This window comes from Streptomyces sp. NPDC001219 (assembly GCF_053597915.1).
Map to the genome: position 1 here is coordinate 25,562 of NZ_JBSFJF010000033.1, position 16,500 is coordinate 42,061.

Annotated in this window: 15 protein-coding genes and 1 other RNA gene; 7 read left to right on the forward strand and 9 right to left on the reverse strand. The window is 71.6% G+C overall.

The window, feature by feature from the left end:
* Nucleotides 1–35: 35 nt before the first annotated feature.
* The 6 genes from ACWC9R_RS21445 to ACWC9R_RS21470 all read right to left on the reverse strand — a co-directional run bounded on the left by ACWC9R_RS21445 (nucleotide 36) and on the right by ACWC9R_RS21470 (nucleotide 6,922).
* A complete protein-coding gene (locus tag ACWC9R_RS21445) occupies nucleotides 36–1,181 on the reverse strand; it encodes an RNA polymerase sigma factor (RefSeq protein ID WP_450733666.1) in 1,146 nt (381 codons plus the stop codon).
* A gap of 1 nt (nucleotide 1,182) precedes the next feature.
* Nucleotides 1,183–1,596 (reverse strand): YciI family protein, encoded by a 414-nt coding sequence (locus ACWC9R_RS21450; RefSeq protein WP_450733667.1) that lies wholly within the window; start codon nucleotides 1,594–1,596, stop codon nucleotides 1,183–1,185.
* Nucleotides 1,597–1,744: 148 nt separating this feature from the next.
* Nucleotides 1,745–2,701 (reverse strand): small ribosomal subunit Rsm22 family protein, encoded by a 957-nt coding sequence (locus ACWC9R_RS21455; protein ID WP_450733669.1) that lies wholly within the window; start codon nucleotides 2,699–2,701, stop codon nucleotides 1,745–1,747.
* Between the two features lie 40 nt (nucleotides 2,702–2,741).
* On the reverse strand, nucleotides 2,742–3,794 hold the full coding sequence (locus tag ACWC9R_RS21460) for a serine hydrolase domain-containing protein (protein ID WP_450733670.1): 1,053 nt from the start codon (nucleotides 3,792–3,794) through the stop codon (nucleotides 2,742–2,744).
* A gap of 77 nt (nucleotides 3,795–3,871) precedes the next feature.
* Nucleotides 3,872–5,188, reverse strand: coding sequence for a multidrug effflux MFS transporter (locus ACWC9R_RS21465; RefSeq protein ID WP_450733671.1), 1,317 nt, complete (start codon nucleotides 5,186–5,188; stop codon nucleotides 3,872–3,874).
* Between the two features lie 102 nt (nucleotides 5,189–5,290).
* Nucleotides 5,291–6,922: an alkaline phosphatase D family protein gene (locus tag ACWC9R_RS21470; RefSeq protein WP_450733673.1), complete on the reverse strand. Its 1,632-nt coding sequence runs from the start codon at nucleotides 6,920–6,922 to the stop codon at nucleotides 5,291–5,293.
* A gap of 178 nt (nucleotides 6,923–7,100) precedes the next feature.
* Here ACWC9R_RS21470 and ACWC9R_RS21475 point away from each other — a divergent pair, with 178 nt between their 5' ends.
* From ACWC9R_RS21475 to ACWC9R_RS21485, 3 genes are all read left to right on the forward strand, one after another.
* Complete coding sequence (locus ACWC9R_RS21475; RefSeq protein WP_450733674.1) at nucleotides 7,101–8,081, forward strand: DUF4429 domain-containing protein; 981 nt, start codon at nucleotides 7,101–7,103, stop codon at nucleotides 8,079–8,081.
* Between the two features lie 53 nt (nucleotides 8,082–8,134).
* Nucleotides 8,135–9,070: an SDR family oxidoreductase gene (locus tag ACWC9R_RS21480; protein ID WP_450733675.1), complete on the forward strand. Its 936-nt coding sequence runs from the start codon at nucleotides 8,135–8,137 to the stop codon at nucleotides 9,068–9,070.
* Nucleotides 9,071–9,354: 284 nt separating this feature from the next.
* Nucleotides 9,355–10,389 carry a trypsin-like serine peptidase gene (locus ACWC9R_RS21485; protein WP_450733677.1) on the forward strand — a complete coding sequence of 345 codons (1,035 nt, stop codon included), beginning with the start codon at nucleotides 9,355–9,357 and terminating at the stop codon, nucleotides 10,387–10,389.
* A 219-nt stretch (nucleotides 10,390–10,608) separates the two neighbouring features.
* Here ACWC9R_RS21485 and ACWC9R_RS21490 read toward each other — a convergent pair whose 3' ends face one another.
* Nucleotides 10,609–11,223, reverse strand: a complete 615-nt coding sequence (locus tag ACWC9R_RS21490; RefSeq protein WP_450733679.1) for a DUF6879 family protein — start codon at nucleotides 11,221–11,223, stop codon at nucleotides 10,609–10,611.
* A complete protein-coding gene (locus ACWC9R_RS21495) occupies nucleotides 11,216–11,485 on the reverse strand; it encodes a hypothetical protein (RefSeq protein WP_362607614.1) in 270 nt (89 codons plus the stop codon). Before ACWC9R_RS21495 ends, ACWC9R_RS21490 begins: the two co-directional genes overlap by 8 nt.
* 255 nt (nucleotides 11,486–11,740) lie before the next feature.
* Here ACWC9R_RS21495 and ACWC9R_RS21500 point away from each other — a divergent pair, with 255 nt between their 5' ends.
* Entirely contained in the window at nucleotides 11,741–12,151 is a 411-nt protein-coding gene (locus ACWC9R_RS21500; protein ID WP_450733681.1) for a hypothetical protein, read from the forward strand.
* Between the two features lie 8 nt (nucleotides 12,152–12,159).
* Nucleotides 12,160–14,286: a tetratricopeptide repeat protein gene (locus ACWC9R_RS21505; RefSeq protein ID WP_450733682.1), complete on the forward strand. Its 2,127-nt coding sequence runs from the start codon at nucleotides 12,160–12,162 to the stop codon at nucleotides 14,284–14,286.
* A 72-nt stretch (nucleotides 14,287–14,358) separates the two neighbouring features.
* On the opposite strand, the gene rnpB is transcribed toward ACWC9R_RS21505, so the two are convergent.
* Nucleotides 14,359–14,760, reverse strand: an RNA gene (rnpB, locus tag ACWC9R_RS21510) — RNase P RNA component class A.
* A 125-nt stretch (nucleotides 14,761–14,885) separates the two neighbouring features.
* On the opposite strand from rnpB, the gene ACWC9R_RS21515 reads away from it, so the two are divergent.
* Nucleotides 14,886–15,698 (forward strand): MerR family transcriptional regulator, encoded by an 813-nt coding sequence (locus tag ACWC9R_RS21515; protein WP_450733683.1) that lies wholly within the window; start codon nucleotides 14,886–14,888, stop codon nucleotides 15,696–15,698.
* Nucleotides 15,695–16,423: a hypothetical protein gene (locus ACWC9R_RS21520; protein WP_450733685.1), complete on the forward strand. Its 729-nt coding sequence runs from the start codon at nucleotides 15,695–15,697 to the stop codon at nucleotides 16,421–16,423. Before ACWC9R_RS21515 ends, ACWC9R_RS21520 begins: the two co-directional genes overlap by 4 nt.
* The last annotated feature ends 77 nt before the right edge of the window (nucleotides 16,424–16,500 follow it).

The window sequence follows — 16,500 nt, forward strand, 5'->3', positions numbered from 1 at the left end:
CGCCGTGGGTGGGGTTGCCGGCGCTGCCGCGCCCGTCAGTGGCGTCCGCGGGTGTTGAGGCGGGCGGCCTGGCGGGTCAGGTGGTCGCGTTCGGCGAGGTCGGTGGCCTTGTGGGCCGCCTCGGCGTAGAGCCGTGCCGCTGTCGCCGGGTCGCCGTCGCGCTCGTGGAGGTAGGCCGCCACGGCGGTGTGGCGGGGCAGCGAGTCGTCCAGTGCGGCGAGCTCGGCCAGGCCCGCGCGCGGCCCGTCGGCCTCGCCCACGGCCACCGCGCGGTTGAGCCGGACCACCGGGCTGTCGGTCAGCCGCACCAGCTCGTCGTACCACTCGACGATCTGCACCCAGTCGGTCTCCTCGGCGGTGGGCGCGTCGGCGTGCAGCGCCGCGATGGCGGCCTGGGCCTGGAACTCGCCCAGCCGGTCGCGGGCGAGAGCCGCCTGCAGGATCGCGACGCCCTCGGCGATCACCGCGGTGTCCCACCGGCCGCGGTCCTGCTCGGCGAGCGGCACCAGGCTCCCGTCGGGCGCGGTCCGGGCCGCGCGCCGGGCATGGTGGAGCAGCATGAGGGCGAGCAGCCCCGCCACCTCGGGGTGGTCGATCGCGGCCGCGAGCTGCCGGGTGAGCCGGATGGCCTCGGCGGCGAGGTCGATGTCACCGGAGTAGCCCTCGTTGAAGACCAGGTAGAGGACGCGCAGCACGGTGGCGACGTCACCGGGCCGGTCGAACCTCGCCCCGGAGACGGTGCGCTTGGCCCGGCTGATGCGCTGCGCCATGGTCGCCTCGGGCACCAGGTAGGCCCGGGCGATCTGGCGGGTGGTCAGTCCGCCGACGGCGCGCAGCGTGAGCGCGACCGCGGACGACGGGGTGAGCGACGGGTGGGCGCACAGGAAGTAGAGCTGGAGTGTGTCGTCCACCGCCGGCGCGGGCCCGGGCGCCGGCTCCTCGTCGAGACGGTCCTCGCGCCGGCGGCGGGCGGCGTCCGCCCGGGTCGCGTCGAGGAACCGGCGCCAGGCCACGGTGACCAGCCAGCCCTTCGGGTCCCGCGGAGGGTCGGCCGGCCAGGTCCGCAGGGCCTCGACCAGGGCGTCCTGTACCGCGTCCTCGGCCGCCGCGAAGTCGGCTCCACGGCGGACGAGGATCGCGAGGACGCTGGGCGTGAGGCTCCTCAGCAGGACCTCGTCCACCTCAGTGGCACTCCGTGATGGTGGGCGACGCGGTCAGGAACGGGCGCACCTCCAGCCACTCGTGGATCGGCTTCCCGCCTGCTCCGGGGGCGGCCGACAGTTCCCCGGCCAGCTCGACGGCGCGGTCATGGCTGTCGACGTCGATCACCATCCAGCCGGCGATGAGGTCCTTGGTCTCGGCGAACGGGCCGTCGGTGACCGGCGGGCGCCCCTCGCCGTCGTACCGGACCCACGACCCCTCGGGGGCGAGCGCCTGGCCGTCGACGAACTCGCCGGTCTTCTCCAGCCGGGCCGCGAAGTCGTTCATGTACTGCACGTGTGCCGAGATCTCTTCCGGCGTCCACCGTTCCATGGGCACGTCGTTCACCGCCGCCGGAGCGCCGCGGTAGTGCTTGAGCAGCAGGTACTTGGCCATCGTGAGTCTCCTCGGTGCGGGTGCGACCCATTGTGGTCGCGTTCACCCCGGGGACGGAGCGAGGCGCGGCTTCTCGACATCGCCCGCCGATTTTCTTCCCACTCTTTTCGGCCTGCCCGCCGTGGCTTCGGCGGGAGGGGGTGTGGGGTCAGTCCTGGGGCCAGGGGTCGCCCCAGGATGTGTCGCGGGCGGTGCGGTAGTGGGTGCCCTGGCGCTTGGTGACCGTGGTCCGCTGCAGGGACTCGTGGGCGGTGCACAGGTCCAGGAGGACCTGGCCCTTGCGGAGTTGGGGCTTGCGGACGACGCGGGCCGGCGCGGGGGTGGCGTCGAGGGTGGTGGCGGCGACGTAGCTGAACTTCTCGTCCTCGTACGGGAGGGAGCCGCCCTTGACCTGGCGGTGGAGGGAGGAGCGGCTGACCCGGGCGGAGAAGTGGCACCAGTCTTCACCGGGGACTATGGGGCAGGTGTCGCTGTGCGGGCAGGGGGCGACGATGCGCAGGCCGGCCTCGATGAGCTGGGTGCGGGCCTCGCGGATGCGGAGGTAGCCGTCGGGGGTGCCGGGTTCGATCAGGACGACGGCGCGGGCCGCGGCGGCCGCGGCGACGACGGCGCGGCGGTCCTCGGGGCGGAGTTCGCCCAGGACGTAGGAGACCGTGACCAGGTCCGTGCCGTCGGGGACGGTGAGGCCCTCGCCGATGGTCTGCCGTTTCCAGGTGCTGTCGGGGACCGTCCTGGCGGCCAGCTCCCGGCCGAGGTCCAGGGCGGGCTGGGCCCAGTCCAGGACGGTGCTGTGGTGGCCTTCCCAGGTGGCGGCGGTGGCCCAGGTGGCGGCGCCGGTGCCGCCGCCGATGTCCACATGGGTGGCCGGCGACCAGTCCGGGACCCGGGCGGCGAAGGCGGTCAGCGCGGCCCGTACGGCTTCGAAGGTGGCCGGCATGCGGTAGGCGGCGTACGCGGCGACGTCCGCGCGGTCGCGCAGGACCGGGGCGTCGGTGGGCGTGCGGCCCCGGTAGTTGGTGATCAGCCGGTCGACTGCCTGCGCGGCCTGTTTGGGCGGCAGGCCGTCGAGCAGGCCCGCCAGTGCGGCGCGCAGTTCCTCGTGCATGGGGGAAATTCTACGGCGCCCCGCGGCGTGCCCCGCCTGGTCAGCCGCGGGCCGCCGCACGGGCCAGCCGGGTGGCGGCCGCGGCGCGCGGCGCGCTGCCGCCGTCCCGGCGGCGGGGGTGGACGGTGTTGGCGAGCAGGACGAGGAAGGTGTCGGTGGCCCGGTCCAGGACCAGGCTGGTGCCGGTGAAGCCGGTGTGCCCGGCCGCGCCGCGGCCCGCCAACTCGCCCATGAAGTACGGCTGGTCGACGCCGAAGCCGAGGCCGGGCGGGTCGAGGAGGGCGGCGACGGTGCCGGGGCGGAGAATCCGGGCGGTGCCGTAGGAGCCGCCGTTGAGCAGGGTGCGGCACAGGACGGCCAGGTCCTGGGCGGTGGAGAAGAGCCCGGCGTGGCCGGCGACGCCGCCCAGCGCCCAGGCGTTCTCGTCGTGCACCTCGCCGCGGATCATGCCGCGGTCCGCCTTGGCCCAGGGCCGCCGCTGGTCCTCGGTGGCGGCGACGCCCTGCGGTGCCAGCGGCCCGTACGAGGTGCTGGTCATGCCCAGCGGGCCGGTGATGCCCTCGCGGATCAGGGCGTCGAGCCGGTGCCCGGTGCGCTGCTCCAGGATCAGCTGGAGGGCGATGAGGTTGAGGTCGGAGTAGCGGTGGACGGGGGCCCGGCCGCCGCTCGGGGCGGCTGCCTCCCGCCACAGCAGCGCCAGTTGGGCGGCGCGGTCCCGGTGGTCGTAGAAGGGGAGCTCGGGGGCGAGTCCCGAGGTGTGGGTGAGCAGCTGCCGGACGGTGATGCCGGTCGCGAAGGCGGGCAGCTCGGTCCGGACCTCGTCGTCGAGGGTCAGCCGGCCGCGTTCGGCCTGCTGGAGCGCGGCGACGGCGGTGAAGAGCTTGGTGAGCGAGGCGAGGTCGAAGACCGTGCCGACCCGCATCGGCTCCCACTGGTCGCGGGGCAGATCGACGGCGCGGTCGTGCTCGGGGTCGTAGGCCCGGTGGCGCAGTGCCCAGCCGGCGGCGGCCTCGGCGGCGACGACCGCGCCCCGGCCGGCCAGCACGACGACGCCGGGGGCCCAGGGCGGCCGGCCCTCGGGCAGCGCCCGCACCCCGCGGACCAGCCGTTCGATCCAGCCGGGGTCCAGGCCCGCGCGGGCCGGTGTGCCGTAGGTGAGTGCCGTTGCGTTCAGAGCCTGGTCCTCTCGCCCGCCGTGCTCCCGTTGCTGTCCCCCCTACGCTGCCACGGGCGGCACATTCCCAGGAAGCTCACGAGCGCCAACACGGCGCAGGAGAGCTGTACGAGGGCCATCGGTACGGCCGTCCGCTCGCCCGCGATACCCACCAGCGGGGAGGCCACCGAGCCGAGGAGGAAGGTGGAGGTGCCCAGCAGCGCGGAGGCGGAGCCGGCCGCGTGCGGGGTGCGCAGCAGCGCCAGGGTGTTGGTGCTCGGCATGACCAGGCCCATCGAGGCCATCAGGACGAAGAGGCCGGCGGCCGTCGGGGCCAGACCGACGGGCCCGAAGACACCGGCGGACATCAGGAGCAGGGCGGTCGCGGCGAGCGTGATCAGCGCCAGGCCGGTGCCCAGCACCTTGTCCAGGCGGACCCGGCCGACCAGCAGCTTGCCGTTGATCTGGCCGAGGGCCACCAGGCCGACCGAGTTGAGGCCGAAGAGCAGGCTGAAGACCTGCGGCGAGGCCCCGTGGATCTCCTGCACCACGAACGGCGAGGCGGAGATGTAGGCGAAGAGGGCGGCGAACGCGAAGGCGCCGACCAGGACGTAGCCGGAGAAGACCCGGTCGGCGAGCAGATCGCGCATGGTGCGCAGGGTCTGGCCGAGGCCGCCGGAGTGCCGGCGCGCGGGCGGCAGCGTCTCGTCGAGCTTGCGCCACACCACGAGGGTGAGCGCCACCCCGACGGCGGTGAGGACGACGAACACGCCGCGCCAGTCGGTGAACCGCAGGATCTGGCCGCCGATGAGCGGGGCGACGACCGGCGCCACCCCGGAGATCAGCATCAGGGTGGAGAAGAACCGGGCCATCGCCACGCCGTCGTACAGGTCGCGGACCACGGCCCGCGCGATGACGATGCCGGCCGCGCCCGCCAGCCCCTGCAACAGGCGGAAGGCGATGAGGAGTTCGGCGTTGGTGGCGAGCGCGCACAGGGCGGTGGCCAGGACGTAGATCACCATGCCGGCCAGCAGCGGGCGGCGGCGCCCCCACTTGTCGCTCATCGGGCCGACGATCATCTGGCCCAGCGCCATGCCCGCCAGGCAGGTGGTGAGGGTGAGCTGGACGGTGGCGGCCGGGCTGTGCAGGGCGGAGGTGACCTGCGGCAGGGCCGGGAGGTACATGTCCATGGAGAGCGGCGGGACCGCCGTGAGGCCGCCGAGGACGAGGGTGACGAGGAGGCTGGTGCGGCGGGACGCGGCCGGTGCTGCTGCCGCGCCCCGCTCGGCTATGTCGGGAAGGTCCTGGGTCTCGGCCGCGCCGGGCTCCGTCATACGGGTCTCCATGGGATAGATGGCTGCACCATGGTGTCACGCGTGTGACGGCTTCCGACCGGTTTCGGACCGGTCCTTTGGGCCTAGGACGGATGTCCCGGATCAGGCCGGCTTCAGCCCCGGGTCGCCCGCCTCGGAGACGAAGGAGGCGGCGGTGCGCACCGGCGCCCCGGGGGTGGTGACGGCGGACACCGTGCGGTAGTCGGCGCGGGCGGTGTCCTGGTCCAGGGTGACGGCGAGGTAGCCGCGCCGGCCGTTGTAGAACTTCAGGTGCGGGTTGGCGGCCAGGTAGGTGTCCCAGTTGGCGGGCTTGTCCGCGCCGTCCTTGCCGCTGGCGATCGACGTGGTGACGAGCTCCACCCCCGCGGTGCGCGAGCCGGGGTCCTTGAAGTCCTTCTTGATGTCGAAGGCGTAGTGGACGTGTACGTCGCCGGTGAGGACGACGAGGTTGTCCACGCCCGCCGACTCGGCGCCCTTCAGCACCCGGTCGCGGGAGGCCGCGTAGCCGTCCCAGGCGTCCATGCTCAGCTGGTAGCCGGGGCCGGTGGCGTTGCGCCGCTCGGAGAAGGTGACCTGCTGCGGCAGCACGTTCCAGCGTGCGGAGGACTGCCGCCAGCCGTCGAGCAGCCAGCGCTCCTGGGCGGCGCCGGTCAGGGTGCGCGCGGGGTCCAGCGACTCCGGGCCCGGGGCGTGCCAGCCGTCGCCGTAGGCCTGGTCGGAGCGGTACTGGCGGGTGTCGAGGATGTCGAACTGGGCGAGCTGCCCATACTGGAGACGGCGGTAGAGCCGGGCGTCGGCGCCCTGGGGGCGCTGGGGGCGGCGCAGCGGCTGGTTCTCCCAGTACGCGCGGTAGGCGGCGGCCCGGCGGACGAGGAACTCGGCGGGCGGGAGGTTGTCCTCGCTGATGTCGGAGGCGTAGTTGTTCTCCACCTCGTGGTCGTCCCAGGTGACGATGAAGGGGTGGGCGGCGTGCGCGGCCTGGAGGTCGGGGTCGGACTTGTAGAGGGCGTAGCGCAGCCGGTAGTCCTCCAGCGTGACCGTCTCGCGGTTGAAGACGGCGGGGAGTGCGCGGTCGGTGTAGTTGCGGGCTCCGCCGTTCGCGCCGACCGGGTACTCGTAGAGGTAGTCGCCGAGGTGGAAGACGACGTCGAGGTCCTCCTCGGCCAGGTGCCGGTAGGCCGTGAAGTAGCCGTCGTGGTAGGCCTGGCAGGAGACCGCGGCGAGCTTCAGTTCGGAGATCCGGGCGCTGCGGGCGGGGGCGGTGCGGGTGCGGCCGACCGGGCTGATCCAGCTGCCGGCGCGGAAGCGGTAGTAGTAGACGCGGTCGGGCGCGAGACCGGTGGGCTCGATGTGCACCGAGTGGTTGAACTCCGGGTGGGCGTCGGCGCGGCCCTGGCCGGCCAGCCGCTTGAACTGCTCGTCGTAGGCGACCTCCCAGCGGACCGTGACCCTGGCGTCCGGGAGGCCGTTGCCGGGCTCGTACGGACGCGGGGCGAGGCGGGTCCACAGCACGACGGAGCCGGGCTGCGGGTCACCGGAGGCGACGCCGAGCGTGAAGGGGTTCTCGGTGATCTTCCGCGCATCGGCCTCGGCGGCGTGGGCGGCGCCCGCGCCCGGCAGGTTGGTCGCGAAGGCGAGCGCGGCGGCGGCCCCGGTGGTGGTGAGGAAGCGGCGGCGGCCGAAGTGTGCGGCGGCGGCCCGGATCTCCTGCTCGTGCGGTGCGTGGTGCGTCATCTGGCCCTCCCCTGGAGGTGGTTGTCGCAGAGCCCGTAGGGGAGCCATTCCAGGGGCGCGGGACGGCGTGGCGCTGTCCCGTGCACGTCACATACATGACAGCTGGATGAGGACTGGGCCCGCACCGGACACGGTCGGACAATCACGGCACCGGCCGGGCCTCCGTAGCATTCGGGGCATGGCTGAACTGATGGTGCGCGACGGCATCTGGACCTTCGACGGCGATGCCGTACGCATCGTGGCGGGGCGCGAGCGCGGAGTGCACCAACTCCGCCGTGACCTGGGCGAATTCACGGTGCCTCTGGCCGCGCTGGCGGGCATCGCCCACGAGCCGGGCCGCAGGGGCGGACGGCTGCGACTGCGGCTGCGGGACGGCGCCGACCCGCTGCTCCAGGTCACCGGCGGCGGGCTGCCGGACGAGGCGAACCCGTACCGGCTGGCGGTCGATGCCGGACGGGTCGCGGTCGCCGAGTACTTCGTGGACACGGTGCGCCAGGCCCTGATGCTGGAGCAGCTTCCGGACGGCCCGGCCGACCGCTATCTGCTGCCCGGTCCGGCCGTCCCGCTGTCGGCCGCCGGGGTGGACGGTGTCGCCGCCTTCGACGGGGAACGGGTGCACATCGAATGGCGCTGGAACACCAGCGAGACCAAGCGGTGCCACGGCCCCAGGACCCTTCCGCTGGCCACGCTGGAGGCGGTGGAGTGGCGGGCCGCCGCCGGGCTGGAGTCGGGCTATCTCCGCTTCCGGACGCGCGGGGCGGCGGAACGGCTCGCGCCGGAGAACGACCCCGACTCCATCGAGCTGTGGGGCTTCAAGAAGGAGAGCGGCACCACCGCGCTGCTGGCGGCCGCGGTCGCGGTGCGGCTGCCGCATCCGTCGGCCGCCACGGAGAGGTCCCTGCGGACCGCGGCCCCGGCCGCCTCCCTGACCGCGCCCCGGGCCGTCCCCCGCACGCCCGCCGCACCGCCCGCGTCCGCACCGCCCGCCCCTGCCGCCCCGGCCGCTCCCGCCCCGGCCGCCGCCCCCGCCGAGGACCACGACGCGCTGCTGCGCCGGCTGCGCGAACTGGGCGAACTGCGCCGCGACGGCACCCTCACCGAGGAGGAGTTCACCGCCACCAAGGCCGCGGTGCTGCGGCGCTTCCACACCGCGGGCTGAGTCGGCGGCGACGACGTCCCGTGCGCCGCCCGTACGCCGTTTACGCTGCCGCCATGGCAGAGAACACAGAGCCGGCAGGGACAGCGCGGACGACACCGACGGCACGGGCCGGGCAGGTGGGCGGCACGGCGACGGCGCCCCGGCCCACGCTGCCGGCACCGTCCTCACGCGGCGGGCAGACCACCCGGACGGCACCGGCGGCCCAGGAGGCACGGCAGGACGGGGCGGCACCCCGGCAGGTCGCCGTGGTCACCGGCGCCGGCTCCGGCATCGGGCGGGCCGTCGCGCTCGCGCTGGCCGCCGCCGGCTGGACGGTGGTGCTGGCCGGGCGGCGCGCGGAGGCGCTGGCGGAGACCGCCCGACTGGCGGGCCCGACCACCCCCGACAGCCCCGCGATCATGACGGTACCGACCGATGTCACCCGCCCCGAGCAGGTCGACTCCCTGTTCGCCGCCGTCCACGAGCGGTTCGGACAGCTCGACCTGCTCTTCAACAACGCGGGCACCTTCGGCCCGCCCGCGCCGCTGGAGGAACTCGGCTACGACGACTGGCGCGCGGTCGTCGACACCAACCTCACCGGCGCCTTCCTCTGCGCCCAGGCCGCGTTCCGCGCCATGAAGGCCCAGGAGCCACAGGGCGGACGGATCATCAACAACGGCTCGATCTCCGCGCACACCCCGCGCCCGCACTCCATCGCGTACACCGCCACCAAGCACGCGATGACCGGCCTGACCAAGTCGCTCTCCCTGGACGGCCGCCCGTACGACATCGCCTGCGGCCAGATCGACATCGGCAACGCGGCGACCGAGATGACCGACCGGATGCAGACCGGCATCCTGCAGCCGAACGGACAGCTGGCGGTCGAGCCGGTGATGGACGCGGCCGACGTCGCCCGCACGGTCGTCCACATGGCGGCACTGCCCCTGACCGCCAACGTCCAGTTCGCCACGGTGATGGCCACCAACATGCCGTACATCGGACGGGGTTGAGGAGACGGCGGCGATCGCCGGGCCCGAGGAAACCCACTGCCCCAACGGGCCCGGCGGCGAGCCCCTCGGCGTCGAATCCCGTACGACCCCTGCCCACTTTCCCCTTCCGGTGGCACCCTATGAGCCTGCCCTCGCACCCCGGCCGGACGACCGTCCGCGGCGCGGCGCGGCGGCAGACGCTTCGCTCGAATCCGCACCACTCGTCTGCCGGGCCGCCCCGCGCGGCCCGTCCCCACGCGGCCGCGCACGCCCGCCGTACGCGGCCCCCGCAGAAGGAGTCACGTGTGAGACGAACCGACCGCGGCATACCGGCAGTTGACGGCCTCACCACCTCGCGCCCCGCGCACAGATCCCGGGTCGCCCTCGGCACCCTGACGGCCGCCGGCACACTGCTCGCCCTGCTGCTCCCCACCGGCCAGGCCGGCGCCGCCACCCCGCAGACCCTCCACCACGCCGACACCCCGCAGACCACCCTCGGCGCCTACTGGACCGCGGAGCGGATGCGCGCCGCCACTCCCCTGGACCTCGCCACCCCCACGAAGCGGTCCGCCTCCGCCGCGGTCCCGCGCAGCGCCCCGCTCAAGGTGTCCCCCACCCTCCCCCGGCTCCCCGCGGCCCCCGCGGCGTCGCCCGGGGCCCTCCCCCAGGCCGGCGGCCCGTGGACCGGCGGCGGCGCCGTCACCAAGACCACCGGCCGGGTGTTCTTCACCTACCAGGGCCGCAACGCCTCCTGCTCCGGCGACGCGGTCACCAGCGGCAACAAGAGCACCGTGATCACCGCCGGGCACTGTGTGAAGCTGCAGGGCGCCTGGCACACCAACTGGGCCTTCGTCCCCGGCTACCACGACGGCGAGTCCCCGTACGGCAAGTGGACGGCGACCAAGACGCTCGCCACCCCCCAGTGGACCGCGAGCGAGGACATCAACTACGACGTCGGCGCCGCGGTGGTCGCCCCGCTCGACGGCAAGAAACTCACCGACGTCGTCGGCGGCCAGGGCCTGTCCTTCAACTCCGGCTACAGCAAGCCGATGTACGCCTACGGCTACCCCGCCGCCGCCCCCTACGACGGCAGCAAGCTCATCTACTGCAGCGGCACCACCATCAAGGACCCGCTGTTCTCCCAGGACCACAGCCTGTCCTGCAACATGACCGGCGGCTCCAGCGGCGGCCCCTGGTTCACCTCCTTCGACGAGAAAACCGGCACCGGCCTCCAGTCCTCCGTGAACAGCTTCGGCTACCAGTTCTGGCCCAACACCATGTTCGGCCCCTACTTCGGCGACGACGCGAAGAACCTGTACAACACGGCCCAGTCGTCCTGACCCACCACCCGGTGTGCCCCAGGCCTCGGGGCCGCCCCGCAGGGACATCTCCGCTCGTCCCAGCGGCATCGCCCCGGGGTCCGCAATCGGACCGAGCGCCGAACGCCTGACCAGGGTGATTCCCTGGTCAGGACGGTGATGGCTGACAGCACCCGGCCTGTACACCGGTGCTGTCAGCGTTTCCCCCGGAAGGCAGGCTGACCTGCACCTACGCCGCGTCTACTCCGTGGCGAAGACCGGGGGATCGAGTGGCGCGATTTCCCGGTCGAAGAACTCTGTGAAATCTTCCCCTCGATGATAGAGCGCATCGAAGCCTTCAGAGGTTTCTTCAATCGTCACGTGATCCGTGATGCGATTGGCTCCCGCCGCGTTCCCATCGTCGTCGTACACCACCTCGTACATCACCTCATCGCCAAGAATCACCACCTCGGGTACCAGGTGGTCGGCTTCGACGTCTGAGATCTTGCGGGCATCCATCACCCGGATGTTGTCACCCAATTCCACCCGAAGGCGAAGTACGAACAATTCCCACTGAACGTACGGAGTTACGGGAAACTCCACCACCCTGAGCCGACGCTCCAGAATGCCGAGCTCTGCAGCCTTCCGGAACTGGGCAGCATAGATTTCACGCTTCTCTTCGATCAAAGAGAGCGCCCTGTCCCACTCGCCGGCGGCAAAAGCTTCCCAACTGGGAAAGCCTCGCTCCTTGAAGCACTGCCCACGCTCAAGCTTCTTCAGGAAGCGGATGCCGCCCTCATAATGGCGACGAAAGTCCTCGTGGTAGCTCGGCCGGTCCAAGCGCTCTGAGGTGCCACCCTGGAACGAATCAAACATTGGGAATGTCCGGCTTGGCCGCTACCATCATGTTCCTCGGGATGACGACGAGCCGTTCGTCGCTCCCTACCGAAACGCCCGCCGGAAGGCTTTTGCCGAGCGAGTCTGTCAGATCCCTGCCGATGATGGCGACATCTCCGTTCTCCAGCTCCCAAATGTCAGGACAGTCAGGGTTGTCTGTCGTATTCCCTAACTCCTGCGGGGATTTACCCAGCCGCCTTTTGAACTGCGTTGTCGGGTCGGCTTCCCAGGGCCTCGCCATAACTACCCCTCTCCTCGGTCGATTTGGAGCGTTTTGAGCTTAGCCCCTGAAGGCCGATGCAGCCAGAGCGCACACCGGGCCCGCAGGGGCATCATGGGATATGCCATAGGAATATCCCATCGAAGGTCGCTTGCTCGTTCAGTTCGGTGGTGCAAACATGCTGGCCTTGGGCGGCTGCACGGGCCCAGGACTTCGATGGTCCGACTTATGGACTTGTCCGAAACTCAGAGCAGTAGCGATGCAGGTGGGGGAGCCATGAATCCGGAATTGACATCGTTCGCACAGACCGCTGGAACCACCCTGGTCACTCTGATGACAACCGAGGCATGGCAACACACCCGCGAAGGGTTCACTCGTCTGTGGCAGCGTCTGCAGCCTGACAGGGCGCACATTGTTTCCGATGAATTGGACACGAGTCGCGAAGAGGCGCTCCGCGCTCACTCGGCGGCTGACCAAGAGATGCTGCATGAGCTGTGCTTGCAGTGGCAGGGGCATCTCCGCCGACTGTTGCTCGCCCGGCCAGAGGCCGTCGAGGGCCTTCGCAGGTTGCTTGACGACGCCGGTTCGGAGGCCGCTACGTACGCGCCGATCACTCAGCACGCCACCGCGTCCGAGCGGGCGCGTGTCTATCAAGCCGGCCGGGACATGCACATCACTGAGCGATGAGAGGTGCGATGGACGGCCATGCCGAGATGGGCGGCCGCGTCTACCAGTCATCGCGCGACCAGCACATCAGCGAGTACCACTACCACGGCAGCGATGAACCCGGCCTGGCCGGCCCGGACTCGGTTCGACGCCCGGCAGTGGGCCGGACACCCGTGGTTCTGCGCGACCGCGCCGAAGTGCTCGAACGTTTACGGGCCGGTGTCGCGGAAGGAGGTGACGGCCAGGCCTTTGTGCTCCACGGCATGGGAGGTTGCGGCAAGACCGCTGTCGCCTGCGCCATCTTTCAGTTCGCCACGGAGGTCAGCGGTCGTGTCGGTCTGTGGGTGAACGCCGCCGATCGTGCAAGCCTGCGCTCCGGCATGTTCGCCGTTGCCGCCGACCGTGGTGCCACGGACGGCGAGCTGTTGGCTGCTCGCAACGGCCTGCGCCCTGGCGCCGATGTCGTGTGGGAACACCTCGACCGGTCCCCCGAGCCGTGGCTGCTGGTGCTGGACAACGCGGATGACCCCGAGATCCTGAGGGATGGAAGCTGGCTGCGCACCAGCCCCGGCGGCATCGTCGTGGTCACGACGCGTCGGGCGGCCGCTCGCTGGTGGCCGGGAGCGGAGTTGCAACACATCGGGGTACTGCCGAGGGAAGACGCCGCACGTGTGCTGTGCGACCTGGCGCCGCAGAGCGGCACTCTGACGCAGGCTGCGGAGATCGCAGACAGACTCGGCCGGCTGCCGCTCGCGCTGACGCTGGCGGGCGGCTTCCTGTCCCACCAGGTGCTCGATCCCTGGACGATGGACGCTTACCGGCGCCACCTCGAGGAAGGAGAACCAGTCGAGCTCATCGACCAAGGAGCTGACCTCTTGTCGGAAGTAGACCCACGTCACCTGGTAGGGCGTACCTGGCAACTCACACTCGACGCGTTCGAGGCGCGCGGCCTGCCCGAGGCGGTGACGCTGCTTCGTCTGCTTGCCCGTTTCGCTCCGGAGCCACTGCCGTTGTCCCTGCTGAACCGTCCCGAAATCAGTGGCGTCCTCCCTCGGGCCCGCACGGAAACCGCGCTGCGAGCGTTGCTCGACCAATCGCTCACTGAGCTGGTCAGCGTTGGTGTGCGATGCGTTCAGAGCCACGGCGTACTGCTCGACAGCGTCGCCTCCGCCACGCCACCGGACTGTCTTGCCCAACTCGACTCGACGGCTTGCCGGCTGCTGGACGCTGCGATTCCGCAACTGCCTGACGCCGGACCGGAAGACCCGCATCTGCGACTGCTCAGCCCCCACGCCATCGCCTTGTTGCAGCGTGCCGCAACGTCCGTAACATTGGCCGACATGGTCGGTATCTCGACTCGATTGGCCACTGCCCTGCACCGCACGGGGGACTACCTGTCCGCCTGGGAGACCGCCCATGGTGCGGTAGCACTCTCGGAGCGAACCCTCGGCTCGGAGCACCGTCTGGTTTTGGCTGCGCGTTCCAGAGCCGGCCGGGCACTGTTCCGACTGGGAAAATACGCGGAGGCCGAACCGCTGCTGCGCGAGGTCCGAAGCGAACAGGAGCGGCTGTTCGGCGCCCACGACCCGGACACTCTGGACAGTGGCCACGGGCTTCAACTGGTGCTGGGAAACCGCGGCCGGAAGGAAGAGGCGCTGTCCCTGCTCCACGCCACGATCACGGGCCGGCAGTCAGCTCTCGGGCCTGCGCATCCCTTGACCCTGCGTTCCCAGGCCAGCCTGCTGGCGATGCTGCCTGCGGACGAACTCGAAAGGGAAGGTAACGCCGCCTTGCTTTCCTTGCCCGCGGAATGCGAGCGGCACCTCGGCCCGGACCACACGGTCACACTGGGGGCACGGCATAACCATGCCTGGGCGCTTTACGTACTCGGGCACTTCGAGGAGGCCGATGAGGAGATCCGTCTCGCCACGGAAACGTATGAACGGCGGTTTGGGCCGGACTACCCCATCGCGCTTTCGGCGCAACAGCTCTATGCGCGCATTCAAGGAGCACTCGGACACTTCGAGGCGGCAGTGCAGCTGATGAATGACGTCGTGGAACGGCGGACGAACAGCCTCGGAACTGATCACCCTTTTACAGCTGCCAGCAGGAAGGTACTGGCCGAACTCAAGGAGAAGGGGCGAACGGCGCTCTGATGAAGAGCATCCGGCCTTGCTGGCCGAGGTGCTGGCCCTGACCAGGTGTTCCCCTGGTCAGGACGGTGATGGCGGACGAGTCGGCCTGTACGCCGGGTTCTGTCGCCCCCGGTCCTTGCGGGCCGGGGGGAGACGGCCATCCATCTAGGGCTGTCGTTGCCGGCAGCCTCGTGCGGTCTACCCGCGGACTCGGGCGGGCAGCCCTCGGTCGTCCGCGCAGGGGCATCAGCCGATGCCCCCTCTTGACCTTGCTCCGGGTGGGGTTTACCTAGCCCTCCGAGTCACCTCGGAGGCTGGTGGTCTCTTACACCACCGTTTCACCCTTACCGGAGGCCGAAGCCTCCGGCGGTTTGCTTTCTGTGGCACTGTCCCGCGGGTCACCCCGGGTGGGCGTTACCCACCACCCTGCCCTGTGGAGCCCGGACGTTCCTCGGGAGGATCGTGAGATCCCCACGCGGCCGTCCGGCCGGCTCGTCCGCCGTGCCGACCATGCTACCCGTAGGGGGCACCGGTCCCCGCCAGGCCAGGCCCCTCCCCCGCCCCCGCTTCCGGACGGGCGTGCTTGACCTTGTCGCAGCGGCAACGTTTCTACTGAGCGCATGAGAATCGGTGAGCTCGCAGGTCTGATCGGGATCAGCACCCGTGCCGTACGCCACTACCACCATCTCGGGCTGCTGCCCGAGCCGGAGCGCCGGGCCAACGGCTACCGGGACTACGGGCTGCGGGACGCGGTCGCGCTCGCGCGGGTGCGGCGGCTGACCGAGCTGGGGCTCGGGCTGGACGAGGTGCGGGACGTGCTCGCCGACGACGCGGGACGCGAGCTGCACGAGGTGCTGGACGAGCTGGACGCGGATCTGGCCCGCCAGGAGGAGGAGCTCCGGGTGCGGCGGGCCCGGCTGGCGGCCGTGCGGCGGCAGGCCGAGGAGCACGGCGGGCTGCCCGCCGAGGGACCCGTTTCGGACGAACTGGCGGCGTTCTTCGCGGAGATGGCACGTACCTCGGCGGCACGGCCGGGGCCGGAGCCCGTCCTGGCGTCGAAGGAGCGGGAGATTCTGGCGCTGCTGGAGTCGGCGGGCGAGGAGGGGGAGAGCAAGCGGATGGTGGAGATGCTCAGCAAGGCGACCTCGGCACCGGGGGCGATGGAGCGGGCGTACGAGGTGTACGGGTTGCTGGACGCGCTGGCGGGGGCCGGGGTGGAGGACCGGCGGGTGGAAGAGGCCGCTCGGGCGCTCGCCGACTGCATTCCGGACGCGGTGGTCGCGGAGCTCGGCGCGGAGAAGTGGGAGCACGCCGCCGGGCCGGGTGCGGAGGCGGACGGCGGGTTCATGGCGGCGTACTACGCGGATTTCGCGCCCGCGCAGGCCAGGGCCGTGCGCCGGGCGATCCAGCTGGTCGCGGAGCGGGCGCGATGAGCCGGGGTACCGCGCTGCGGCGGCTGGCCGCCCATGAGGGGCGGTGGCTGCTGAGCCTGGGGTGGTGGGTGGCCCGGCGGCGGATCGGGGTGGCACCGGGTGAGCGGGCCCTGGCGTATGCGGGGGCGCAGGCGGCGCTGGTCTACGGGCTGGCGTTCGTGTGTCTGGTGGAGACGGTCGGGCTCGCGGTGCTGCTCGCCGGGAAGCCGGTGGTACACGAGGTGATGCTGTTCATCGACGTGTACACGGTGCTGACGGTGCTGGGGCTTCAGGCGGCGGCGGTCTCCCGGCCGCATGTGCTGGGGGCGGAGGCGCTGCGGCTGCGGGACGGTGCGCGGCGGGAGATCCGGATACCGCTGGAGCGGATCGCCTCGGTCCGCTACGACCTCCGGTTCTCCCGGGAGCCGCAGAAGGACGGGGACGGAAGCGGAGGCGGGGACGGGAGCGGGGTGGCCGAGCTGGCGGTCGCGGGTCAGACGTCGGTCACCGTCGAGCTGACCGAACCGGTGGTGGCCGTACGGCTGTTGGGGCAGCGGGAGACGGTCCGTACGGTGCGGTTCCACGCCGATGACGCGCGGGCGGCGGTGGCGGCCGTACGGGCCGCGATGGCGGCGAAGGCCGGGACAGAGGCGGAGGAGGGCGGCGGGACGGTTGCGCGGGGCGCGGCACCGGAAGCCGACAAGGCGCCGGAAGACGGGACGCCGCAAACGGCCGGAACCCCGTAGAGCGGGCCCGTAGAGCCGGTCCCTCATAAGGCCTGGGCCCCATAAGGCCAGCCCCCAAGCGAGCCCCCACCCCACCC